The 23113-nt window shown below is 71.2% G+C and carries 24 protein-coding genes and 1 tRNA gene; 19 read left to right on the top strand and 6 right to left on the bottom strand.

Features of this window, described 5'->3' with window-relative positions; all coding sequences use genetic code 11:
• Positions 1 to 39 precede the first annotated feature (39 nt).
• Positions 40 to 1473, top strand: a complete 1434-nt coding sequence (locus tag AB4K12_RS24655; RefSeq protein ID WP_368436238.1) for an MFS transporter — start codon at positions 40 to 42, stop codon at positions 1471 to 1473.
• 118 nt (positions 1474 to 1591) lie between these two features.
• Here AB4K12_RS24655 and AB4K12_RS24650 read toward each other — a convergent pair whose 3' ends face one another.
• Positions 1592 to 2062, bottom strand: coding sequence for a MarR family winged helix-turn-helix transcriptional regulator (locus AB4K12_RS24650; protein ID WP_362260846.1), 471 nt, complete (start codon positions 2060 to 2062; stop codon positions 1592 to 1594).
• Positions 2063 to 2150: 88 nt separating this feature from the next.
• On the opposite strand from AB4K12_RS24650, the gene AB4K12_RS24645 reads away from it, so the two are divergent.
• From AB4K12_RS24645 to AB4K12_RS24620, 6 genes are all read left to right on the top strand, one after another.
• Entirely contained in the window at positions 2151 to 3116 is a 966-nt protein-coding gene (locus AB4K12_RS24645) for an NmrA/HSCARG family protein (RefSeq protein WP_368436237.1), read from the top strand.
• A gap of 160 nt (positions 3117 to 3276) precedes the next feature.
• Positions 3277 to 4305, top strand: coding sequence for an N-acetyl-gamma-glutamyl-phosphate reductase (gene argC, locus AB4K12_RS24640; RefSeq protein WP_368436236.1), 1029 nt, complete (start codon positions 3277 to 3279; stop codon positions 4303 to 4305).
• A gap of 97 nt (positions 4306 to 4402) precedes the next feature.
• Positions 4403 to 5554: a bifunctional glutamate N-acetyltransferase/amino-acid acetyltransferase ArgJ gene (gene argJ / locus AB4K12_RS24635; protein ID WP_368436235.1), complete on the top strand. Its 1152-nt coding sequence runs from the start codon at positions 4403 to 4405 to the stop codon at positions 5552 to 5554.
• On the top strand, positions 5551 to 6480 hold the full coding sequence (argB, locus tag AB4K12_RS24630) for an acetylglutamate kinase (RefSeq protein ID WP_368436234.1): 930 nt from the start codon (positions 5551 to 5553) through the stop codon (positions 6478 to 6480). The genes argJ and argB overlap by 4 nt, the downstream gene beginning before the upstream one ends.
• Positions 6477 to 7667, top strand: a complete 1191-nt coding sequence (locus AB4K12_RS24625; RefSeq protein WP_368436233.1) for an acetylornithine transaminase — start codon at positions 6477 to 6479, stop codon at positions 7665 to 7667. The genes argB and AB4K12_RS24625 overlap by 4 nt, the downstream gene beginning before the upstream one ends.
• Before the next feature lie 23 nt (positions 7668 to 7690).
• Positions 7691 to 8233, top strand: a complete 543-nt coding sequence (locus AB4K12_RS24620; RefSeq protein WP_362260858.1) for an arginine repressor — start codon at positions 7691 to 7693, stop codon at positions 8231 to 8233.
• Positions 8234 to 8339: 106 nt separating this feature from the next.
• Here the strand turns inward: AB4K12_RS24620 and AB4K12_RS24615 are convergent.
• Positions 8340 to 8416, bottom strand: a tRNA-Pro gene (locus AB4K12_RS24615).
• Positions 8417 to 8513: 97 nt separating this feature from the next.
• Positions 8514 to 9056 carry a Uma2 family endonuclease gene (locus tag AB4K12_RS24610; protein WP_368436232.1) on the bottom strand — a complete coding sequence of 181 codons (543 nt, stop codon included), beginning with the start codon at positions 9054 to 9056 and terminating at the stop codon, positions 8514 to 8516.
• A 173-nt stretch (positions 9057 to 9229) separates the two neighbouring features.
• Between AB4K12_RS24610 and AB4K12_RS24605 the strand changes: the two genes are divergently transcribed.
• The 5 genes from AB4K12_RS24605 (at position 9230) to AB4K12_RS24585 (ending at position 15051) form a co-directional block, all read left to right on the top strand.
• Positions 9230 to 10423 (top strand): argininosuccinate synthase, encoded by a 1194-nt coding sequence (locus AB4K12_RS24605; RefSeq protein WP_368436231.1) that lies wholly within the window; start codon positions 9230 to 9232, stop codon positions 10421 to 10423.
• Positions 10420 to 11853 (top strand): argininosuccinate lyase, encoded by a 1434-nt coding sequence (argH, locus tag AB4K12_RS24600; protein WP_368436230.1) that lies wholly within the window; start codon positions 10420 to 10422, stop codon positions 11851 to 11853. Before AB4K12_RS24605 ends, argH begins: the two co-directional genes overlap by 4 nt.
• Positions 11854 to 11916: 63 nt before the next feature.
• Entirely contained in the window at positions 11917 to 12468 is a 552-nt protein-coding gene (locus AB4K12_RS24595) for a TetR/AcrR family transcriptional regulator (protein WP_368436229.1), read from the top strand.
• Positions 12465 to 14018: an MFS transporter gene (locus tag AB4K12_RS24590; protein WP_368436228.1), complete on the top strand. Its 1554-nt coding sequence runs from the start codon at positions 12465 to 12467 to the stop codon at positions 14016 to 14018. The genes AB4K12_RS24595 and AB4K12_RS24590 overlap by 4 nt, the downstream gene beginning before the upstream one ends.
• 199 nt (positions 14019 to 14217) lie before the next feature.
• Positions 14218 to 15051 (top strand): alpha/beta fold hydrolase, encoded by an 834-nt coding sequence (locus AB4K12_RS24585; RefSeq protein WP_368436227.1) that lies wholly within the window; start codon positions 14218 to 14220, stop codon positions 15049 to 15051.
• A gap of 16 nt (positions 15052 to 15067) precedes the next feature.
• Here the strand turns inward: AB4K12_RS24585 and AB4K12_RS24580 are convergent, their stop codons facing one another.
• Positions 15068 to 15745, bottom strand: a complete 678-nt coding sequence (locus AB4K12_RS24580; RefSeq protein ID WP_086566653.1) for a 1-acyl-sn-glycerol-3-phosphate acyltransferase — start codon at positions 15743 to 15745, stop codon at positions 15068 to 15070.
• Positions 15746 to 15957: 212 nt separating this feature from the next.
• Here AB4K12_RS24580 and AB4K12_RS24575 point away from each other — a divergent pair, with 212 nt between their 5' ends.
• The 3 genes from AB4K12_RS24575 to AB4K12_RS24565 all read left to right on the top strand — a co-directional run bounded on the left by AB4K12_RS24575 (position 15958) and on the right by AB4K12_RS24565 (position 18244).
• A complete protein-coding gene (locus AB4K12_RS24575) occupies positions 15958 to 17124 on the top strand; it encodes a glycerophosphodiester phosphodiesterase (RefSeq protein WP_368436529.1) in 1167 nt (388 codons plus the stop codon).
• 76 nt (positions 17125 to 17200) lie between these two features.
• The gene (locus AB4K12_RS24570) at positions 17201 to 17695 is read left to right on the top strand and encodes a sigma-70 family RNA polymerase sigma factor (protein ID WP_368436226.1); all 495 of its coding nucleotides are present in this window, start codon (positions 17201 to 17203) and stop codon (positions 17693 to 17695) included.
• Between the two features lie 48 nt (positions 17696 to 17743).
• Positions 17744 to 18244: a GNAT family N-acetyltransferase gene (locus tag AB4K12_RS24565; protein WP_362260873.1), complete on the top strand. Its 501-nt coding sequence runs from the start codon at positions 17744 to 17746 to the stop codon at positions 18242 to 18244.
• Here the strand turns inward: AB4K12_RS24565 and AB4K12_RS24560 are convergent.
• Both AB4K12_RS24560 and AB4K12_RS24555 read right to left on the bottom strand, forming a co-directional pair.
• Positions 18241 to 18663, bottom strand: coding sequence for a hypothetical protein (locus tag AB4K12_RS24560; protein WP_368436225.1), 423 nt, complete (start codon positions 18661 to 18663; stop codon positions 18241 to 18243). The genes AB4K12_RS24565 and AB4K12_RS24560 overlap by 4 nt on opposite strands.
• A gap of 1 nt (position 18664) precedes the next feature.
• Entirely contained in the window at positions 18665 to 19024 is a 360-nt protein-coding gene (locus tag AB4K12_RS24555) for a hypothetical protein (protein ID WP_086566660.1), read from the bottom strand.
• A gap of 476 nt (positions 19025 to 19500) precedes the next feature.
• On the opposite strand from AB4K12_RS24555, the gene AB4K12_RS24550 reads away from it, so the two are divergent.
• From AB4K12_RS24550 to AB4K12_RS24535, 4 genes are all read left to right on the top strand, one after another.
• The gene (locus AB4K12_RS24550; protein ID WP_368436224.1) at positions 19501 to 20550 is read left to right on the top strand and encodes a methionine ABC transporter ATP-binding protein; all 1050 of its coding nucleotides are present in this window, start codon (positions 19501 to 19503) and stop codon (positions 20548 to 20550) included.
• Entirely contained in the window at positions 20547 to 21305 is a 759-nt protein-coding gene (locus AB4K12_RS24545; protein WP_086566663.1) for a methionine ABC transporter permease, read from the top strand. Before AB4K12_RS24550 ends, AB4K12_RS24545 begins: the two co-directional genes overlap by 4 nt.
• A gap of 89 nt (positions 21306 to 21394) precedes the next feature.
• Positions 21395 to 22264, top strand: a complete 870-nt coding sequence (locus tag AB4K12_RS24540) for a MetQ/NlpA family ABC transporter substrate-binding protein (RefSeq protein ID WP_362261550.1) — start codon at positions 21395 to 21397, stop codon at positions 22262 to 22264.
• 167 nt (positions 22265 to 22431) lie between these two features.
• A complete protein-coding gene (locus AB4K12_RS24535; RefSeq protein ID WP_362261552.1) occupies positions 22432 to 23073 on the top strand; it encodes a GNAT family N-acetyltransferase in 642 nt (213 codons plus the stop codon).
• Positions 23074 to 23113 lie beyond the last annotated feature (40 nt).

The following is a 23113-nucleotide window of genomic DNA, read 5'->3' as shown; positions in this document are numbered from 1 at the left end:
GCGTTCCACGATGGGCGGGACGAGAAAGCGATGGAGCAGATGATCGATACCAAGCAGCGCAACACGGCCCTCCTGGTGGCGGGGTGCTTCTTCATGGAGAACCTGGACGGCACGATCGTGTCGACGGCCGCGGAGTCCATGGGGGAGTCCCTGGGCGTCGCGCCGACGGCGATAGGGCTGGTGGTCACCGCCTACCTGGTGACGCTGGCCGTCCTGATACCGCTCAGCGGCTGGCTGACCGCCCGCTTCGGGCCCCGGCGCGTCTTCCTGACGGCCATCGCCGTCTTCTCCCTCGCCTCGCTGGGCTGCGCGCTGAGCTCCAGCCTCGGCGAACTGGTGGCCATGCGGGTCCTGCAGGGCGCGGGCGGCGCGATGATGGTGCCGGTCGGGCGGCTGATGGTGGTCGCCCGGGCCGCCAAGCCGGACATACCCCGCCTGGTCTCCTACGTCGTCTGGCCCGCCCTGGTCGCCCCCGTGATCGCGCCGCTGCTCGGCGGCCTGCTCACCACCTACGCGAGCTGGCACTGGATGTTCCTGGTCAACCTCCCCCTCGGCGCCACGGCCTTCGGCATCGCATGGCGCCTGATCGACGCCGCCCCGCCCGGCTCCGACGTGCCGCGCCTGGACCTGTGGGGCGTCCTGCTCACCTCGACCGGCCTCGGCGCACTGACATGGACGGCGCACCTGCTGTCCGCCGCGGGCGAGCCCTGGCAGCCCGCGGCCGCCACCGGCGCCCTGGCCGTGCTGCTGCTCGCCGTGGCCGCGTGGCACCTGCTGCACACGGACCGGCCGCTGATCGACCTGCGCACCCTGAAGGTGACGACCTTCCGCGCGTCGGTGTCCGGGGGCTCGCTGTTCTGGATCGTGGTCGCGGCCGTGCCCTTCCTGCTGCCGCTCCTCTTCCAGGAGGTCTTCGGCTGGAGCGCGGTGCGCTCGGGCGCCGTCGTGCTGTTCGTCTTCGTCGGCAACATCGGCATCAAGCCCGCGACCACCTACCTGCTCAACCGCTTCGGCTTCCGGCCGCTGCTGCTCGCCGCCACGCTCGGTGTCGGCGCCACGACGGCCGTCTGCGCCTTCCTCACCGCCGCGACGCCGCTCGCCCTGATCGTCGTGGTCACCGTGGTCAGCGGCGCCGCCCGCTCGCTGGGCCTGACCTGCTACCAGGTCATCGCCTTCGCCGACATCCCGCACGAGCGCATGCGGGACGCCAACACCCTGCAGTCCACCGCCCAGCAGGCCGCCGCGGGCCTCGGCGTCGTCGCCGCCACGGTCGCCCTGCGCGCCGGCGGCCCGCTCGGCGACCTGCTGCCGGGCACCCCGTCCCCGGGCACCGCCTACGGCATCGCCTTCTGCCTGCTCGCACTCGTCAGCCTCGGCGCCCTGGCCGGGGCCGTGCGCCTGCACCCGACGGCGGGCGACGCCGTGCGCCGCCCGGCTCCCGCCCGCGAGCCGGCGCCGGCCGGCGGCCGCTGACGCCCACCGGAACCGATGGGGGCGGCCGCGTCGCGGCCGCCCCCATCCGGCTGTGCCCGCCCGAGGTGGCCGGAAACCGACGCCCCGGGCAGGAGCCCGCCGCTCGGCGGGAGGGCGTTCAGCAGGGGTCCGACTCGTGCTCCTCGAGCCGCTCGGAGATCGCCTCGCACGCCTCCGCGAACCGGTCGAGCAGCTCGGGCCCCAGCACGTCGGCGAACATCGCCCGGACCGAGGCCGCGTGCGTCGGCGCCGCGCGGACGATGGCCGCGTAGCCCTGGTCGGTCAGCACCACCTCCGGGTAGCGGGCGCCCGGCACCGCCTCCCGGCCGACCAGGCCGCGCCGCTCCATCCGGGACAGCTGGTGGGACAGCCGGCTCTTCTCCCACTGGGTGGCCCGGCCCAGGTCCACGGCCCGCATCCGCCGCCCCGGCACCTCGGAGAGGTTCACCAGGATCTCGAAGTCCTGCGGGGACAGGTCGAACTTCCGCTGCAGCTGCCGACCCAGATGGGTGTTCAGGCGTTTGCTCATGGCCAGGTATGCCCGCCACGCCCGCTGTTGCGTCTCGTCAAGCCAGGGTTCCTCTGCCATGGGACGCATTCTAGCCATAGGTTGACGCATCAACCCGAGCCCTCTACGTTGGTTGCCATATCAACCTGCAGTTCGGGGAGGACTGGAAATGAGCGAGCAGAAGATCATCGCGGTGGTGGGGGCGACCGGCGCTCAGGGCGGCGGGCTGGCCCGGGCGATCCTGGCCGACCGCGACGGGGGGTTCGCCGTCCGGGCGATCACCCGTAACACCGGGTCGGCCAAGGCCCGGGCGCTCGCCGACCTCGGAGCCGAGGTCGTGGCGGCCGACCTCGACGACGAGGCCGCGCTGCGGGCCGCGTTCGAGGGCGCGTACGGCGCGTTCGTGGTCACCAACTTCTGGGAGCAGCGCTCGGAGGACGAGGCGCGCACCCGCACCGCGGCCCAGATGGAGCTGACCCAGGCCGGCAACGCCGCGCGGGCCGCGAAGGCCGCGGGCGTGCGCCACGTCGTCTGGTCCACCCTGGAGGACACCCGCCCGTTCTTCGGGCTCGGTGGCGAGCGGGTGCCGACGCTCGACGACGGCACGTACACGGTGCCGCACTTCGACGCCAAGGCCGAGGCCGACGACATCTTCCGCGAGGCGGGCGTGCCGACCACGTTCCTGCGCACGAGCCTGAACTTCGACGCCTTCCTGACCATGATGGCGCCGCGCCGTGACGAGCAGGGCGCGCTCGTGCTCGCCCTGGCCATGGGCGACGCGAAGATGTCCGGGATCGCCTCCGAGGACGTCGGCCGGAGCGCGTACGGCATCCTCCGCCGCGGCGGCGACCTCATCGGCCGGACGATCTCCGTCGCCGGCGACCACCTGACCGGCGAGGAGTACGCCGCGGCCATGAGCAAGGCCTTCGGCGAGCCGGTGACCTACTACGCGCAGCCCTTCGAGCAGCTGCGCCAGTTCTCCGTCGAGACCGCCAACATGTTCCAGTACTACGCCGAGAACGAGAAGGAGTTCGTCGGCGCTCGTGACCTCAGCCTGGCCCGGGAGCTCAACCCGGAGCTGCAGTCCTTCGAGGCCTGGCTGGCCGCCCACGCCGACGCCGTCCCCCGGGGCTAGGCGAGGGATCCGACGGCCAGGACCGGACACCCGGTCCTGGCCGTCGGCGTTTCCGCGTGCCGGCGTTCCCGCACGTCGGCGTTCCCGCACGTCGGACGGGGCATTGCATAAAACTTCCTGTCTCCGTATAGTCATGCTGCATACGGAGGAGGGCCGATCCATGGCGATACGTGCGGCAGTGGCCGGAGCGAGCGGATACGCGGGCGGCGAGGTGCTGCGCCTGCTGCTCGGACACCCCGAGGTGCGCATCGGCGCCCTGACGGCGAACTCCAACGCCGGACAGCGCCTGGGCGCCCTCCAGCCCCACCTGCCCCAGCTCGCGGACCGGGTGCTCGAGCCCACCGGCGCCCAGACGCTCGCCGGGCACGACGTCGTCTTCCTCGCGCTCCCGCACGGACAGTCGGCGGCCGTGGCCGACGAGCTGGGCGACGACGTGCTCGTCATCGACTGCGGCGCGGACTTCCGGCTCAAGGACGCCGGCGCGTGGGAGCGCTTCTACGGCACCGCGCACGCCGGCACCTGGCCGTACGGCCTGCCGGAGCTGCCCGGCGCCCGCAAGGCGCTGGGCGGAACCCGGCGGATCGCGGTTCCCGGCTGCTACCCCACCGCCGTTTCGCTCGCCCTCTTCCCCGCCTACGCCGCCTCCCTGGCCGAGCCCGAGGCCGTGATCGTCGCCGCCTCCGGCACGTCCGGCGCCGGCAAGGCCGCCAAGACGCACCTGCTCGGCAGCGAGGTCATGGGCTCCATGAGCCCGTACGGCGTCGGCGGCGGCCACCGGCACACCCCCGAGATGGCGCAGAATCTCTCCGCCGTCGCCGGGGAGCCCGTCACCGTCTCCTTCACCCCCACCCTCGCGCCCATGCCCCGCGGCATCCTCGCCACCTGCAGCGCCAAGGCGCGCCCCGGCGTCACCGCGCAGGGCGTGCGGGCCGCGTACGAGAAGGCCTTCCAGGACGAGCCGTTCGTGCGGCTGCTGCCGGAGGGACAGTGGCCGGCCACGGCGCACGTCAACGGCTCCAACGCCGTGAACGTGCAGGTCGCCCTCGACGAGGCGGCCGGCCGGATCGTCGCCGTCAGCGCGATCGACAACCTCACCAAGGGCACCGCCGGCGGCGCGGTGCAGAGCATGAACATCGCCCTCGGGCTCCCCGAGGAGCTGGGCCTCCCGTACACCGGAGTGGCGCCGTGAGCGTACGCCGGGCACTCGCGAGCCTTCTGGTGCGGCTGACCCCGTGCCACACCCCCCAGGACATGACGACCATCGAGTCGGTACACAAGGAGATGGCGTGAGCGTCACCGCAGCGAAGGGATTCACGGCCGCGGGCATCGCCGCCGGGATCAAGGAGAGCGGCAGCCCCGACCTGGCCCTGGTGGTCAACCGCGGCCCCCGCCTGGCCGCCGCCGGCGTCTTCACCGCCAACCGGGTGAAGGCCGCGCCCGTCCTGTGGTCCCAGCAGGTCCTGCGCGGCGGCCAGGTCTCGGCCGTCGTCCTCAACTCCGGGGGCGCCAACGCCTGCACCGGCCCCGAGGGCTTCCAGGACACCCATGCCACCGCCGAGAAGGCCGCCCAGGTCCTCGGCCACAGCGCGGGCGAGATCGCCGTCGCCTCCACCGGCCTCATCGGCGTCCGGCTGCCCATGGACAAGCTCCTGGCCGGCCTCGAGAAGGCCGCGGTCGAACTCTCCGAGCACGGCGGCGAGAAGGCCGCCATCGCCATCAAGACCACCGACACCGTCCACAAGACCGCCGTCGCCCAGGGCGACGGCTGGACGGTGGGCGGCATGGCCAAGGGCGCCGGCATGCTCGCGCCCGGCCTCGCCACCATGCTCGTCGTCCTCACCACCGACGCCGACGTGGACGCCCCCGGCCTCGACGCCGCCCTGCGCTCCGCGACCCGGCAGACCTTCGACCGGGTCGACTCCGACGGCTGCATGTCCACCAACGACACCGTGCTGCTGCTGGCCTCCGGCGCCTCCGGCGTCACCCCGGAGGCGGCCGCGTTCGCCGAGACCGTACGGACCGTCTGCGACGACCTCGCCCGCCAGCTCATCGGTGACGCCGAGGGCGCCAGCAAGGACATCCGCATCGAGGTCGTCGGCGCGGCCACCGAGGACGACGCCGTGGAGGTGGGCCGCTCCATCGCCCGCAACAACCTCCTCAAGTGCGCCATCCACGGCGAGGACCCCAACTGGGGCCGGGTGCTCTCCGCCATCGGCACCACCTCCGCCGCCTTCGACCCCGACAGGCTGAACGTGGCCATCAACGGCGTGTGGGTCTGCCGGAACGGGTCCGTCGGCGACGACCGCGACCTCGTCGACATGCGCTACCGGGAGGTCCGCATCACCGCCGACCTGGCCGAGGGCACCGAGTCGGCCGTCATCTGGGCCAACGACCTCACCGCCGACTACGTCCACGAGAACAGCGCGTACTCCTCATGACCGCGACCGCCGAGCCTCAGAGCACCCGCAGGCACACCGCCCTGCCCAAGGCCCGCACCCTCGTCGAGGCGCTGCCCTGGCTGACGCGCCATCACGGCAAAACCGTGGTCATCAAGTTCGGCGGCAACGCCATGGTCGACGAGGCGCTGAAGGCCGCCTTCGCCCAGGACGTCGTCTTCCTGCGCCAGGCCGGCCTCAAGCCCGTCGTCGTGCACGGCGGCGGCCCCCAGATCAGCGCCCACCTCGACCGGCTGGGCCTGGAGTCGGAGTTCAAGGCCGGGCTGCGGGTCACCACGCCCGAGGCGATGGACGCCGTACGGATGGTCCTGGCCGGCCAGGTCCAGCGCGAGCTCGTCGGACTGCTCAACCAGCACGGCCCGCTCGCCGTCGGGCTCACCGGCGAGGACGCGCACCTGATGGCGGCCACCCAGCACTACGCCCACGTCGACGGCGAACGCGTCGACATCGGCCGGGTCGGCGAGGTCACCGGGATCGACCCGGGCATCGTCCGCACCCTGCTGGACGACGGCCGCATCCCGGTCATCTCCTCCATCGCGCACAGCGCCGACGCCGACGACGCCCGCGGAGTGTTCAACGTCAACGCCGACACGGCCGCCGCCGCCCTCGCCGTCGCGCTGGGCGCGGAGACGCTGATGGTCCTCACCGACGTCGAGGGCCTCTACGCGGACTGGCCGCACAGCGACGACGTCATCAGCAGGCTCACCGCGAGCGAGCTCGAGGAGCTGCTGCCCGAGCTGGCCAGTGGCATGGTGCCCAAGATGGAGGGCTGCCTGCACGCCGTGCGCGGCGGCGTCACCACCGCCCGCGTGATCGACGGGCGGGTCCAGCACTCGATCCTGCTGGAGATCTTCACCGACGAGGGCATCGGCACCATGGTCGTTCCCGACCCCGAGGGGCAGCAGTGAACAACGCGGACCTCACCCGGCGCTGGCAGGGCGCGCTGATGGACAACTACGGCACCCCCCGCATCCCGCTCGTGCGCGGTGAGGGGACGGCCGTATGGGACGCCGACGGCACGCGCTACCTCGACTTCGTCGGCGGCATCGCCGTCAACGCGCTCGGCCACGCGCACCCCGCGATCGTCCGGGCGGTCTCCGACCAGATCGCCACCCTCGGCCACGTCTCCAACCTCTTCACCGCCGAGCCCACCGTCAGGCTCGCCGAGCGGCTGCTGGAGCTGGCGGGCCGCCCCGGACGCGTGTACTTCTCCAACTCCGGCGCCGAGGCCGTCGAGGCCGCCGTCAAGATCGGCCGGCGCACCGGGCGTACGCACATGGTCGCCGCCGCCGGCGGCTTCCACGGCCGCACGATGGGCGCCCTCGCCCTGACCGGCCAGCCCGCCAAGCAGGAACCCTTCCTTCCGCTGCCCGGCGACGTCACCCACGTCCCGTACGGCGACACGGAAGCGCTGCGGGCCGCGGTCACCACCGACACCGCGCTCGTGGTCCTGGAACCCGTCCAGGGCGAGAACGGCGTGGTCGTGCCTCCGCCCGGCTATCTCGCGGCGGCACGGGAGATCACCCGGGCCACCGGAACGCTGCTCGTCCTGGACGAGATCCAGACAGGTATCGGCCGCACCGGCGACTGGTTCGCGCACCTCGAACAGGGCGTCGAGCCCGACGTCGTCACCCTCGCCAAGGGCCTCGGCGGCGGCCTGCCCATCGGCGCCACCCTGGCCTTCGGACCCGCCGCCGACCTGCTGACGCCCGGTCAGCACGGGTCCACGTTCGGCGGCAACCCCGTCTCCTGCGCGGCCGCGCTCGCCGTCCTGGACACCCTCGCGGCCGAGGAGACCCTCCGACAGGTCCGCCGTACGGGCCGCCTGTTGAGTGACGGGATCGCTGCGCTCGGGCATCCCCTGGTGGACCACGTCCGTGGCACCGGCCTGCTCCTGGGTATTGTCCTTTGCGAGCCCCTCGCACCGAAGGTGCAGCAGGCGGCCCAGGAAGCCGGTCTCCTGGTGAACGCGGTCGCGCCCCACGTGGTGCGGCTGGCCCCGCCACTGATCATCACCGAGGATGAGGTGGGGGCGTTCCTCCGGGCGCTGCCAGGCGTCCTGGACGCCGCCGCCGGCAGGGCCCACGAGGAATGACGATCCGGAGACTGACGACAACGATGACCGAGGCGCAGGAGACCGAGCCGGGCCACGGCGGACAGGCCGTGCCGCAGACCCGTACCGCACGCCACCGCCGGATCGTGGACATCCTCAGCCGGCAGGCCGTGCGGTCCCAGAGCCAGCTCGCCAAGCTGCTGGCGGACGACGGGCTCTCCGTCACCCAGGCCACGCTCTCCCGCGACCTCGACGAACTGGGTGCCGTCAAGATCCGCAACACCGGCGGCGAGCTGATCTACGCCGTCCCCTCCGAGGGCGGCGACCGCACCCCCCGCGCCCCGCTGGGGGAGTCCGCCACCGAGGCCCGCATGGGCCGCCTCGCCGCCGAGCTGCTGATCTCCGCCGAGGCCTCCGCCAACCTGGTCGTGCTGCGCACCCCGCCGGGCGCGGCCCAGTTCTTCGCCTCGGCCATCGATCAGGCGGGCGTCCACGAGATCATCGGCACCATCGCCGGCGACGACACCCTCCTGCTGATCAGCCGCGACCCGGCTGGCGGCCAGGCCCTGGCGGATCACCTGCTGAGGCTCGCGCAGAAGGAAAGCTGAGCGCCCCCGCGGCGGGGGCCCCGGCCCCCGCCGCGGGCGATCGCCCGGATAACGCGAAAGGCCGTTTCCGCGTCTGCGGAAACGGCCTACGACCTGCGAAAATCGCTGGTCGGGACGGCGGGATTTGAACCCACGACCCCTTGACCCCCAGTCAAGTGCGCTACCAAGCTGCGCCACGTCCCGGTGCGACGTTCCCTCCGGGCTTTTCTTCCCGGTGGGGCGTGCAGAAAGAAAATATCCTGTTCCGCGCCGTGATCCAAATCCGGGGGTCCGGTGGGGGTCAGGTGCGGCGTTTGAAGGTGTCCGTGGGGATGTCGATCCGGCGTCCGTCCGGCAGGTGGAGGGGGATGGTGTCGCCGTACTTGAACAGAACGCGGTGGGCGTAGATGTCGTCCCTGGGGCGCGTGAGCAGGGTGCACTCCCCGAGGAACGGGTCGATGATCAGGTAGACGGGGACGCCGAAGCGGGCGTACTGCCGCACCTTGATCGCGTAGTCGTTCTTGTCGTACTTCGACGAGACGACCTCGATCGCGGCCAGGAGGTCCTCGTAGGTGAACTTCTCCGTGGCCTCGTCCTCGACGATCGACAGGTCCGGGCAGCGCTTGGGCTCCCCGGGGAAGGCGAACTCGACGTCGGAGAACACGCGGTCCTTGCGGATGCCGGCTGTCACGGCGGCGTCGCGGACGTCAAAGATGGTCAGACTCTGGACGCTGCTCTGCGGCGTCATGATGATGCGGTCCCCCACTGCTTCGATCTTGAAGCCGTCCAGCACCGCCGCGATGCGTTCGATGGTTTCCTGCAGGGAATCGCTCTGCGCGGTCATGGTCAAAACAGCCTCCCCTACTCGGGCCGATCGATAGTCGCATCGTAGACCTCGCCCGAACGCGCCGAAGCCCGAACATTCACCCTCACGCGCTATTGACGAAACATACGGCGCAGTGCATAGTTATGCCTAACAGCGCATGGAACAGCGCACTGCACCGTAAGGAGAAACCCGTGACCGAGCGCGTCGTACTCGCCTACTCCGGCGGCCTTGACACCTCCGTCGCCATCGGCTGGATCGCCGAGGAGACGGGCGCCGAGGTCATCGCCGTCGCCGTGGATGTCGGCCAGGGCGGCGAGGACCTGGACGTCATCCGCAAGCGCGCGCTCGCCTGCGGTGCGGTGGAGGCGGAGGTCGCCGACGCCAGGGACGAGTTCGCCGAGGAGTACTGCCTCCCGGCGATCAAGGCCAACGCCCTCTATATGGACCGGTACCCCCTGGTCTCCGCCCTCTCGCGGCCCACGATCGTCAAGCACCTGGTGGCCGCCGCCAAGAAGCACGGCGCGACGACCGTCGCCCACGGCTGCACCGGCAAGGGCAACGACCAGGTCCGGTTCGAGGCCGGCATCTCCTCGCTCGCCCCCGAGCTGAAGTGCATCGCCCCGGTCCGGGACTACGCCATGACCCGGGACAAGGCCATCGCCTTCTGCGAGGCCAAGGGCCTGCCGATCGCGACGACCAAGAAGTCGCCGTACTCCATCGACCAGAACGTCTTCGGGCGGGCCGTCGAGACCGGCTTCCTCGAGGACATCTGGAACGCCCCCATCGAGGACGTCTACGACTACACCGCCAACCCGGCCACCCCCCGGGAGGCCGACGAGGTCGTCATCTCCTTCGAGCGGGGTGTGCCCGTGGCCATCGACGGCAAGCCCGTCAGCGTGCTGCAGGCCATCCAGCAGCTCAACGAGCGGGCCGGGGCCCAGGGCATCGGCCGGATCGACATGGTCGAGGACCGGCTGGTCGGCATCAAGTCCCGGGAGATCTACGAGGCGCCCGGCGCGATCGCGCTGATCACCGCCCACCAGGAGCTGGAGAGCGTCACCGTCGAGCGCGAGCTGGCCCGCTACAAGCGGCAGGTCGAGCAGCGGTGGAGCGAGCTGGTCTACGACGGCATGTGGTTCTCCCCGCTCAAGCGGGCCCTGGACGGCTTCATCGACGAGGCCAACGAGCACGTCACCGGCGACATCCGGATGACCCTGCACGGCGGCCGGGCCGTGGTGACGGGCCGGAAGTCCGCGCAGTCCCTCTACGACTTCAACCTCGCCACCTACGACACGGGCGACACGTTCGACCAGTCCATGTCGAAGGGCTTCATCGAGATCTTCGGTCTCTCCGCCAAGATCGCGGCCAAGCGGGACCTGGTGTGAGCGACGAGCAGCAGGACGTACGCCTGTGGGGCGGCCGGTTCGCGGACGGACCGGCCGAGGCCCTCGCCAAGCTGTCCGCCTCCGTCCACTTCGACTGGCGGCTCGCCCCGTACGACATCGCCGGCTCCCGGGCCCACGCCCGGGTCCTGCACAAGGCCGGGCTGCTCACCGACGACGAGCTGAAGCGCATGATCGAGGGCCTGGGGCTGCTCGAGGCCGACGTCGCCGCCGGTACGTTCATGGGCACCATCGCCGACGAGGACGTGCACACCGCCCTCGAGCGCGGCCTGCTGGAGCGGCTCGGCGCCGACCTCGGTGGCAAGCTGCGCGCCGGCCGGTCCCGCAACGACCAGGTCGCCACGCTCTTCCGGATGTACCTGCGCGACCACGCGCGGATCATCGGCGGCCTGATCGCCGACCTCCAGGACGCGCTCGTCGGCCTCGCCGAGGCGCACCCGGACGTCGCCATGCCGGGGCGTACGCATCTGCAGCACGCCCAGCCGGTGCTCTTCGCCCACCATGTGCTCGCGCACGTCCAGGCGCTCTCCCGGGACGCGGAGCGGCTGCGGCAGTGGGACGAGCGCACGGCGGTCTCGCCCTACGGGTCGGGCGCGCTGGCGGGCAGCAGCCTGGGCCTCGACCCCGAGGCGGTCGCCGCCGACCTCGGCTTCGAGCGGGGCTCGGCGGGGAACTCCATCGACGGCACGGCCTCGCGCGACTTCGTCGCCGAGTTCGCGTTCATCACGGCCATGATCGGCATCGATCTGTCGCGGATCGCCGAGGAGGTCATCATCTGGAACACGAAGGAGTTCTCCTTCGTGACCCTCCACGACGCCTTCTCCACCGGCTCCTCGATCATGCCGCAGAAGAAGAACCCGGACATCGCCGAGCTGGCGCGCGGCAAGTCCGGGCGGCTGATCGGCAACCTCACCGGGCTGCTCGCCACGCTCAAGGCCCTGCCGCTGGCGTACAACCGCGACCTGCAGGAGGACAAGGAGCCGGTCTTCGACTCCTGCGACCAGCTGGAGGTCCTGCTTCCCGCCTTCACCGGGATGATGGCGACCCTCACGGTCCACCGCGCCCGGATGGAGGAGCTGGCCCCGGCCGGGTTCTCGCTGGCCACCGACATCGCCGAATGGCTGGTCAAGCAGGGCGTGCCGTTCCGCGTGGCGCACGAGGTCGCGGGGGAGTGCGTCAAGGAGTGCGAGGCGCGGGGCATCGAGCTGGACGGGCTGAGCGACGAGCAGTTCGCCGCCATCTCCCCGCACCTGACCCCCGAGGTCCGCTCGGTGCTCAGCGTGCCGGGCGCGCTGGCCTCGCGCAGCGGGCGCGGCGGCACGGCTCCCTCGGCGGTCGCGGTGCAGTTGCAAGAGGTCAAGGCGGACCTGGCCGTCCAGCGGGAATGGGCCGACGCGACGCGACACAGCTGATCATTTTGAGACGGCCACCACCCGAATGAGACATCCGTGTCTCATTCGGGTTATGGTCGTCTCATGAGCCTTGACCGCCGCGAGCATGTACTGAGAGCAGCCGCAGCCCTGCTCACCCGTAAGGCGACCGCCTCCATGGACGAGATCGCCAAGGCCGCCGGCATCAGCCGCGCCACCCTCCACCGCCACTTCGCCGGCCGCGACGCGCTCGTACGGGCCCTGGAGAAGCTCGGCATCGAGCAGTTCGAGCGGGCCCTGGACGAGGCCCGGCTGGACGAGGGCGACGCGGCGCAGGCCGTGCGCCGGCTGATCGTGAAGGCCGAGCCGGCCGCCGGGCTGATGTCCTTCCTCTACTCCGAGAACCAGCTCTTCGAGGGCGAGGTCAACGAGGGCTGGAACCGCCTCGACGCCCGCGTCCACGCGCTCTTCCTGCGCGGCCAGGAGGAGGGCGCCTTCCGGGTCGACCTCTCACCCGCCTGGCTCACCGACGCGCTGTACGGGCTGATCGCCTCCGGGGCGTGGGCCGTGCAGGATGGGCGGGTGGCCGCCAAGGACCTCACCCGCATGGTCTCCGAGCTGTTGCTCGGCGGGGCGCAGCGGAGGGCCGAGCGGTGAGCGCCAAGACCGCCGATCCGGCGCCCGGTGCGCCCGCGTCGGTGGAAGCGCCGCGGCCGGGCCGCTGGCTCGCCCTGGCCGTCCTCGCCCTGGCCGTGCTGCTCGTCGCCGTCGACGCCACCGTCCTCGGCCTCGCCACGCCCTTCCTCAGCGAGGACCTGCGCCCGACGGGCACCCAGCTGCTGTGGATCGGCGACGTCTACTCCTTCGTCATCGCCGGGCTTCTCGTCTCCATGGGCAGCCTCGGCGACCGCATCGGCCGCAAGAAGCTGCTGCTGTGCGGCGCGGTGGCGTTCGGCGCGGTGTCGGTGCTCAACGCCTACGCCTCCAGCCCCGAGATGATGATCGCGGCCCGCGCGCTGCTGGGCGTGGCGGGCGCGACGCTGATGCCCTCCACCCTCGCCCTCATCCGCAATCTCTTCCACGACCCTCGGGAACGCAGCCTGGCCATCGGCATCTGGGGTGCCATGGCGTCGGCCGGCGCGGCCGTGGGCCCGGTCGTGGGCGGCTTCCTGCTGGAGAACTTCTGGTGGGGCTCGGTCTTCCTGATCAACCTGCCGGTCATGGCGGTGCTGGTGCTGGTCGGCATCAAGCTGCTGCCCGAGTCCCGCGACCCCTCGCCGGGGCCCTGGGACCTGCTCAGCGTGGTGCTGTCGATGGTCGGCATAGTGGCGGTCGTCTACGCGATCAAGGAGGTGGCGACCCACGGGCCGACCTGGTCCATGGCCCTCGTGGGCGTGACCGGCGCGCTGGCGCTGGTGTGGTTCGTACGCCGTCAGCTCACGCTCCCCTCGCCGCTGCTGGACATGAGGCTCTTCCACCACGGGGGCTTCTCCGGCGCCGTGCTGGCCGACCTGCTGACCGTGCTGGGACTGTCCGGGATGGTCTTCTTCCTCTCGCAGTTCCTGCAGCTGGTGCAGGACCGCAGCCCGCTGGAGGCGGGGCTCGCGGAGCTGCCCGCGGCCGTCGGCGCGGTGACGGCGGGCCTGCTCGCCGGCCAGGCGGCCCGGCGCTTCTCGGTGCGGTCGGCGGTCACGGCGGGCCTCGCGGCGATCGGGGTGGCGCTGGCGGCGCTGATGTGGCTGTCCCCCGACACCGACTATCCGGTGCTCGGCGCGGTGCTGCTGATCGTCGGCGTGGGCGCCGGCCTCTCGTTCACGGTCACCGCCGACGTGATCCTCTCCAGCGTGCCCAAGGAGCACGCGGGTGCGGCCTCGGCCGTCTCGGAGACGGCGTACGAGCTCGGTGCCGCGCTCGGCATCGCCCTGCTCGGCTCGATCGTCACCGGCGTCTACCGCGACTTCACCGTGCCCCCGGGCGTGCCGGCCGCGCAGGCGGGCGAGGCCCGCGAGTCGCTGGGCGGCGCGGTCGAGTCGGCGTCGACGCTGCCCGCCGACACGGGCCAGGCGCTGCTGTCCTCGGCGCAGGAGGCCTTCGTGGACGGGCTGCGGATCGCCTCCGGGGTGGGTGCCGCGGTGCTGCTGATCACGGCCGTCGCGGCCTGGTTCCTGCTGCGCGGACAGCGGCTGGAGGAAGGGTACGGCGGCTGAGCCGGATACAGCTCGGATGAGCAAACATCACAGGGGCCGGGGCTGACAAGCCCCGGCCCCTGTGATGTTTACCGGCCGGTAACTCTCTTGACGGCATCCTTATGCGCCGGAGAACATCACGTCCACCGGTCGACATTGTCGAACGTGGTTCGGACGAGGGCGTCCGCAGTGGGACGCCGTATTCAAAGGAATCCCCCACATGCGTCTGCGTACCACCGCACGGTTCCTGGTCGCCGCCGCGGCCACCGCCGCACTGAGCCTCATGGGGCTCACCGCCACCCCGGCGTCCGCCTCGCCGCTGGACATCCCGCCCAAGGGCGCCAACGACTGGTCCTGCAAGCCGGACTCGGCGCACCCGCAGCCGGTCGTGCTGGTCAACGGCACCTTCAAGCTGATGGCCGAGAACTGGGCCAAGCTCTCCCCGGCGCTGAAGGACGCGGGCTACTGCGTCTTCGCCTTCAACTACGGGCACATGGAGACCGACCCCATCCCGCAGGCCGCCGCCGAGCTCTCGGACTTCGTGGAGGCCGTGCGCGGCGCCACGGGCGCGGAGAAGGTCGACATCGTCGGTCACAGCCAGGGCGGCATGATGCCGCGCTACTACGTGAAGTTCCTCGGCGGCGCCGCCAAGGTCGACGACCTCGTGGGCATCGTCCCCTCCAACCACGGCACGAAGAACCCGCTCGCCATCCCCGCGGGCTGGACCTTCTGCCCGTCCTGCGTGGACCAGCAGGTCGGCTCCGACCTGCTCAAGAAGCTCAACGAGGGCGACGAGACCCCGGCCGGCCCGGACTACACGGTCATCACGACCCGCTACGACGAGGTCGTCATCCCCTACACCAGCGCCCTGCTGACCGGCCCGGCCGAGCACCTCACCAACGTCGTGCTGCAGGACAAGTGCCCGCTCGACCTCTACATGCACGACCAGGCCACCAAGGACCCGGTCGTCGCCCAGTGGGTGCTCAACGCGCTGGGCCGCAAGGGCCCGGCCGACGCGGGCTTCCAGCCCCGCTGCCTCGGCGGCGGAGCGTAGCCACCCGGCGCCGCCGTCAGGCGGCCTTGGCCTCGCGGGCCTTGGTGGCGTACATGTCGACGTACTCCTGGCCCGACAGCTCCATCACCTCGCTCATCACCTCGTCGGTGACGGCGCGCAGCACATAGCGGTCGCGGTCCATGCCCTCGTAACGGGAGAAGTCCAGCGGCGCGCCGAAGCGCACCGTCACCGGCGCGATGCGGGGCAGGCCCTTGCCGCTCGGCTGGACCTTCTCGGTGCCGATCATGGCGAACGGCACCACCGGCGCGCCCGTCATCAGCGTCAGGCGGGCGATGCCGGTCCGGCCGCGGTAGAGACGGCCGTCGGGGGAGCGGGTGCCCTCCGGGTAGATACCGAAGATGTTGCCCTCCTCCAGGATCCGGCGGCCCGTCATCAGCGCGGCCACACCGCCGTTGCCGCCGTCACGGTCGACCGGGACCATGCCCGAGGAGCTGAAGAACCACGCCATCAGCCGGCCCTTGACGCCCTTGCCGGTGACGTACTCGTCCTTGCCGATGAAGAAGACCTGGCGCTTGACGATCAGGGCGAGGAAGAGCGAGTCGATGAACGTGGTGTGGTTTCCGGCGAGGATCACCGGCCCGCTGTCCGCGATGTGCTCGGCCCCCTCCACCTTCGGGCGGTACAGGACGCGCATGAGCAACCCGAGAAACGCCTTGAGCAAGATGCGGGACAACGGACCCTCCGGTCGTGGTGTATCGGACTGGCGCACAGGGCGCGGTCGCTGACGATACTCGTGGGTACCACCCCTGTGCACGCGGGGTTGACCGACTCGAAACAGAGTGTTGACGTGACTTTTCACTCCGTTCCGTTTCCGTTTCTTCAACAGGGAAGTCGTACGTGCATACGATCACCCGGCAGTGCACCACCACGGAACGAGGAGAGTTCATGCAGCAGGAGCAGCGGCCCGGCAGGCGTACGGTGCTGGGAGCGGCGGCGGCGCTCGGCGCGGGAGCGGTCGCCCTCGGCGGCGGCATCACCCCGGCGTCGGCGGCCGAGCCCTCGGCGCGGCGGGGCGGCCACGGCGGCACGTACCAGGACCTGCCCGTGCCCACCGTCATCGGACACCGCGGCTGCAGCGGCTCCCGGCCCGAGCACACCCTCGGCTCCTACCAGTTCGCCCTGGACAACGGCGCGGACGTCATCGAGCAGGACCTCGTCCCCACCAAGGACGGCCACCTGGTCTGCCGCCACGAGAACGACATCACCGGCACCACCGACGTCGCCTCCCGCCCGGAGTTCGCCTCCCGCAAGACCACCAAGACCGTCGACGGCGAGGCCCACACCGGCTGGTTCACCGAGGACTTCACCCTCGCCGAGCTGAAGACGCTGCGCGCCAAGGAGCGCATCCCCGGCACCCGCCAGCACAACACCCTCTACGACGGCCGCTGGCAGGTGCCCACCTTCGAAGAGGTCCTCAAGTGGGCCGAGGAGCAGGGCCGCAAGCGCGGGCGCCGGATATGGCTGCACGTCGAGACCAAGCACCCCACGTACTTCCGCAAGGCCGGCCTGGGCCTGGAGGAGCGCCTGGCCAAGCTGCTGCGCCGCTACGGCCGCGCCGGCCGCGACGGTCACACCTTCCTGCAGTCCTTCGAGCCCAGCAGCCTCCAGCGGCTGGGCAGGCTCGGCATCGACTGCCCCAAGGTCCTGCTGCTGGACGACCTGCCGACCCGCCCCTGGGACTTCACCGAGGCCAAGGACCCGCGTACGGTCGCCGACCTCATCACCCCCAAGGGCCTGAAGTGGGTCTCGGGCTTCGCCCAGGGCATCGGCCCGTGGCTGAACCTCGTCATCCCGCGTGACAAGGACGACAGGCTCACCAAGCCCACCACGCTGGTGCGCGACGCGCACGCCGCCGGGCTGATCCTGCACCCGTACACGATGCGCAACGAGAACAGCTTCCTGCCGGCCGACTTCCGCCGGGGCACGGACCCGAACGCCTACGGCGACGCCTTCGCCGCGTTCCGGACCTACTTCGCCACCGGCATCGACGGCATCTTCACCGACAACCCCGACACCGGTGCCCTCGCCCGCGCGGACTTCGTCAAGGGCTGACCCTCGCCGTCCCCCGTACGGGTGGTGCCCGGTCGTCGCGGAAACCGCCGGCGGCCGGGCACGCGTCACGGTTCCCGTGACGCGGAGTGATCTTCTGACCGGGCTGGGCGCGCTGCTGAAGGCGGAGTGCGCCGCCGAGGCGGCCGCGGTCGGCGGCGTGGAGGCCGCCGACCTCGAACAGGGCGTCTGGGTCCGGCTGCTCGACGACGGCCGCACCGCCGTGACGGCGGTGCGGTTACGGGCGACCGTACGGGCCGAGGCCCGCGCCGCACGGCGCCGGGCGCGCCGCGAGGTGCCCTACGACCCGACCGCGCAGCCGCCGCCCACCACCACGCCCGGCGTCGAACAGACGGTCCTGGACGCCGAGGCGCGCCGCGAACTGCGCGCCGCCGTCCGCCGGCTGCCCGGCCGCTGCCCCCGCCTGCTGGGCGCCCTGCTCTCCGCGAACGACCCGACCTACCGGGAAATCGCAGGGAAGTTGGGTATGTCACAAGGATCTTTGGGACCGGTACGTTCCCGTTGCCTGGGATGCCTGCGCAGAATGCTCTTGGCAGAGATTGCGGCTCCTTGACCCGGGGGAAAGGAGCGGTAAGCGACCCACCAGGGGAGGCATGCGCACATGGGTATGAGCGTGACCATCTCGGCCGCGGCCGGGGAAGATGCCGAGCAGATCCTCAAGCTCCAGTACCTCTGTTATCAGAGCGAGGCCGCACTCTACGGCGACTACTCCATCGAGCCCCTCACCCAGACCCTCGACGACCTGCGCGCCGAACTGGGCCGCGGCTGCGTGCTCGTGGCCCGGCTCGGCGAGGAGGTCGTCGGCTCGGTGCGCGGCACGGTCGACGACGAGGGCACGGCCGTGATCACCGGCCTCATCGTGCACCCCAGGATGCAGCGGCACGGCCTGGGCGGACGGCTGCTCGCCGCCCTCGAGGAGCGCCTGGCGGGGGAGTGGGCCGCCAAGCGCTACCGGCTTGCCACCGGCCAGCGCAGCGAGGGAAATCTGCGGCTGTACCGCAAGTGGGGCTACGAGCGCACCGGATCCCAGGTGGTGACCCGCGCGTTCACGCTGGTCACCCTGGAGAAGGAGGCCCGGACCGCGCTGGCGGCCGGCGTCTAGTCCCGGGGTGCCCGGCGCAGCCACATCATCGCGGTCACCGGAAGGATGACCGGGATGAAGAGATAGCCCATGCCGTAGTCCGACCAGACCGTGGCGTCGGGGAAGGCGGACGGCTCGAGCAGCGTCCACGTCCCCACCGTCATCACGCCCGCCAGCTCGGCGGCGCAGCACACCAGCGCCGCCCGGCGGGCCGACTCCCCGCCGCGCACCAGCGAGTACGTGATGAAGGCGTACACCACGGCCGCGCCGGCCGAGAGCACGTACGCGAGCGGCGCCCTGCCGAAGTCCATGATCATCTGGACGATGGAGCGGGACGCCGCCGCGACCGTGAACACCCCGTAGAGCCAGACCAGCAGCCGGCCGGGGCCCTGGCCCAGGTCGAAGCCGGAGCGCTGCCGCGTGTCGGTGGACTCGGCCATGTCAGCCTCCCCAGATGTCGTAGAGCCGCACCTCGAGCACGGCGAGGATCACGGCGCCCGCCGCGACGGTGGCCGAGCCCCAGCGGGTGCGTTCGGTCAGTGACATGAAGCCCGCCGCCGGCACCGCGGCCGCCGCGCCCAGCAGATAGGCGACGAAGATCGCCGTGCCCTGCTCGGGCTTGTCGCCGCCGGCCAGCCGCACCACGCCGATGACGAGCTGCACCACGGCGAGCAGGGAGACCACGGCCATGCCGATGAAGTGCCAGTCCTTGGTGGACTGGTCCCGCGAGAAGGCGAAGCCGCACCAGGCGGCCAGCGCGAGCGCGGCCAGACCGGCCGCCAGCGTCAGCGCGTGGATCACCGCGGCCCCCGGTCGGTGAGGGTGTGCGGATGGGGCATGACAGGCATAGGGCGACTCTAATGGCCCGCGCCCGGCCGGCCGTGCGCGACCCCGGGCGTCCACGGACTGAACCACCCTGTCCGCTATACGGACAGGCTTGGCTTATTCGCACACGCTTCTGTTTTACTTGCCCGCATGACCACGACGAGCACCCGCATCCTTGCGACCGAGGCGATGACGACGCCCGGTGCTGCTCGTCGCATGTGTCGAATGTGTGACTGCTGAGGGCCCCCGTCCGTGCCTCGCGCCCCGAAGCGAGACCCCGTAGAGCCCGTCCCGGCCACCCCGGCCGGAACGAACAGCTCCCCGCCCCGCGTCACCAGGAACCCCTTCACCGCGCCACAGCGCATTGTGAGGGGACCCCTATGCCGCGTTCCGCAATGAATTGCCCGTGCCGGCATTCACCGCCGCGCACTCGACAGTGACGGAAACCCCCTGTGATCACCACTACGGGCCTGACAAAGGTCTACCGCTCAGGCGGCCGCGAGGTCACCGCCCTCGACGGCGTCGATCTGCACGTCCGTGAGGGCGAGGTGTACGGCGTCGTCGGCCAGAGCGGCGCCGGCAAGTCGACCCTCATCCGCTGCGTCAACCTCCTGGAGCGCCCCAGCTCCGGCACGGTCACCGTCGCCGGACAGGACCTGACGGCCCTCGCCGGCCGGGGTCCCCGCGCGGGCGCCGAACTGCGCCGGGCACGCAGCCGCATCGGCATGGTCTTCCAGCACTTCAACCTGCTCTCCTCGCGCACGGTGCAGAGCAACATCGAGCTGCCGCTGGAGATCCTCGGCATCTCCGGCAAGGAGCGCGAGCGCAAGGCCCTCGAGCTGCTCGACCTCGTCGGCCTCGCCGACAAGGCCAAGGCCTACCCCGCCCAGCTCTCCGGCGGCCAGAAGCAGCGCGTCGGCATCGCCCGCGCCCTGGCCGGCGACCCCAAGGTGCTGCTCTCCGACGAGTCGACCTCCGCGCTCGACCCCGAGACCACCCGCTCCATCCTCCAGCTGCTGCGCGACCTCAACCAGCAGCTGGGCCTGACCGTCCTCCTCATCACCCACGAGATGGAGGTCGTCAAGACCATCTGCGACTCCGCCGCGCTGATGAAGGGCGGCCGCGTCGTGGAGTCCGGCACCGTCTCCGAGATCCTCGCCACCCCCGGCTCCGAGCTCGCCGCCGAGCTCTTCCCCGTCGGCGGCGAGGCCTCCGGCCCCGACCGCACCGTCGTGGACGTCACCTTCCACGGCGAGGCCGCCACCCAGCCGGTCATCTCGCAGCTCTCCCGCACGTACAACATCGACATCTCGATCCTGGGCGCCGCGATGGACACCGTCGCCGGCAAGCAGGTCGGCCGGATGCGCATCGAGCTGCCCGGCCGCTTCGAGGAGAACGTCGTGCCGATCGGCTTCCTGCGCGAGCAGGGCCTGCAGGTCGACGTCGCCGACACCAAGAACCCGGCACCCGCCGACGCGCTCCTGAAGGAAGGTGCCAAGTGACCTGGACCGAGATGCAGCCCCTGCTGCGCGACGCCTGTCTCGACACCCTCTTCATGGTGTGGTGGTCCACCGTCTGGGCGATCATCGGCGGAATCCCGCTGGGCCTGCTGCTGGTCCTCACCGACCGCGGCGCGCTGCTGCAGAACGTCGTGGTGAACAAGGTCGTCGGCGCGGTCGTCAACCTCGGCCGCTCGCTGCCCTTCATCATCCTGCTGGTGTGGCTGATCCCCTTCAGCCGCCTGGTCGTCGGCACCTCCATCGGCCCCAGCGCCGCCGTCGTGGCCCTGGTCATCGGCGCCGTGCCGTTCTTCGCCCGGCTGGTGGAGACCGCGATCCGCGAGGTCGACCACGGCCTGATCGAGGCGGCCCAGTCGATGGGCGGCGGCACCCTCACCGTGATCTTCAAGGTGCTCCTGCCGCAGGCCCTGCCCTCCCTCATCGCCGGCCTGACCACCACGGTCATCGCCCTCCTGGGCTACTCCGCCATGGCCGGCGCGGTCGGCGGCGGCGGCCTGGGCAACCTCGCCATCACCTACGGCTACATGCGCCACGAGACCGATCTGATGAACGTCACGATCCTGCTGCTCATCGCGATCGTCACCGTCGTCCAGCTCGCCGGCGACCTCGTCGTACGACGCCTGTCCCACCGCAGCGGACGCCAGGCCCCCGCCGCGGGCCTGCGCCGGCTCCGGTCCGCCGCCGTCCCCAAGCCCCGCACCGCCCCCGAGGCCGCGGAGCCCACCAAGGCGGCATAAGGCCCACGGCCGCACCCCCCCAGAACCCACGAGCCCGGACCCTTTGCCGGGCGGCAACACCTCGTGAGAACAAGAAAGAGGCACTCTTCGTGCGTACCACCCTCAAGCTCACCGCCGCCGTCGCGGCAGCCGCCGCACTCACCCTCGGCCTGAGCGCCTGCAGCGCCCCCTCCGACACCTCCTCCGGCTCCGGCAAGAAGGGCAAGGACGCCGACCCGGCCGCCAAGCTCGTCGTCGCCGCCAGCCCCACCCCGCACGCCGACATCCTGAACTTCGTCCGCGAGAAGCTCGCCAAGGACGCCGGCCTGAACCTGGAGGTCAAGGAGTTCAACGACTACGTCCTGCCGAACACCGCGACCCAGAACGGCGACGTCGACGCGAACTTCTTCCAGCACAAGCCCTACCTCGACGACTTCAACAAGAAGAACAAGACGGACATCGTCCCCGTCGTCAACGTCGAGATCGAGCCGCTGGGCCTGTACTCCAAGAAGGACAAGAAGGTCGGCGACCTCGGCTCCGGCTCCACCATCGCCGTCCCCAACGACGCCACCAACGAGGGCCGCGCCCTGAAGCTGCTCGCCGACAACGGCGTCATCAAGCTCAAGGCGGGCGTCGGCGCCGAGGCCAAGCTCTCCGACATCGAGGACAAGAAGGGCGTCGAGTTCACCGAGCTCGAGGCCGCCCAGATCCCCTCCCGCCTGGCCGACGTGGACGCCGCCGTCATCAACGGCAACTTCGCCATCGGCGCCAAGCTCAACCCCGCCAAGGACTCCCTGGCCCTGGAGAAGGCGGAAGGCAACCCCTACGCCAACTTCCTCGCCGTCAAGAAGGGCAATGAGGGCGACCCCCGCATCGCCAAGCTCGTCAAGCTCCTCAACTCCGACGAGGTCAAGAAGTTCATCGAGCAGAAGTTCAGCAACGGCGCCGTCATCCCCGCCTTCGGCACCCCCAAGAGCTGACACCTTGTAACCTCGGCCCTTCGTACGGTCGCAGGCCCCGCGCACACGAACCGCCCGTGCGCGGGGCCTGACACTTGGCGTATCCACCTGCCGATGCTGCATGCTGGTGCACCCGAGCCAGACCGGTACCACCCCCGAGCCATCTCGCACCGGCGTTGGAGCAGCACATGACATCCACCTTTCCGGACATCTCCATCAGTACGGACCGGCTGGTGCTGCGCCCGTTCGAGGCGGGAGACGTCTCCCCGCTCGCCGAGATGATGAACGACGAACTCATCACCGCCTGGACCTCCGCCCCGCACCCCTACACCACCGCCGACGCCCGCGACTGGGCCCTGCGGCGGGCCCCCTCGGAACGCATCTCCGGGCGCGGAATCGTCTTTGCGGTCACCGAATTCCTCACCCAGCGCCTCGTCGGCACCCTCCACCTGCGCAACACCGACTGGCGCACCCTGACCACCGAGGTCTCCTACGTCACCGCCCCCTGGGCCCGCGGCGAGGGCTACGCCTGCGAAGCGGTGCTCGCCGCCGCCCAGTGGCTCTTCCGCGACCAGAAGTTCGAACGACTCGAACTGCGCACCGCCGCCGACAACAGCGCCGCCCAGCAGGTCGCCCAGAAGATCGGCTGCGTCAGCGAGGGCGTCCTGCGCAACGCCTGGATAGCGCGCAGCCGCACCGAGGACGCCGGCTGGACCGAGATCCGCACCGACCTCATCGTCTGGAGCCTGCTCCCCGAGGACCTCGACGAGTTCCGCGACGCCCCGACCGGCGGCTACGACTACGCCGCCACCTTCCCCGACTGGCGCTGAGCGGCCCCCCGCCCGCCCCGGGCCCCGCACACCCGACCGG

The sequence above is a fragment of the Streptomyces sp. C36 genome (assembly GCF_040932295.1).
GTDB classification, from domain to species: domain Bacteria; phylum Actinomycetota; class Actinomycetes; order Streptomycetales; family Streptomycetaceae; genus Streptomyces; species Streptomyces triculaminicus.
Note: the sequence above shows the minus strand (reverse complement) of the source record. Positions and strands in the feature narration are given on the sequence as shown.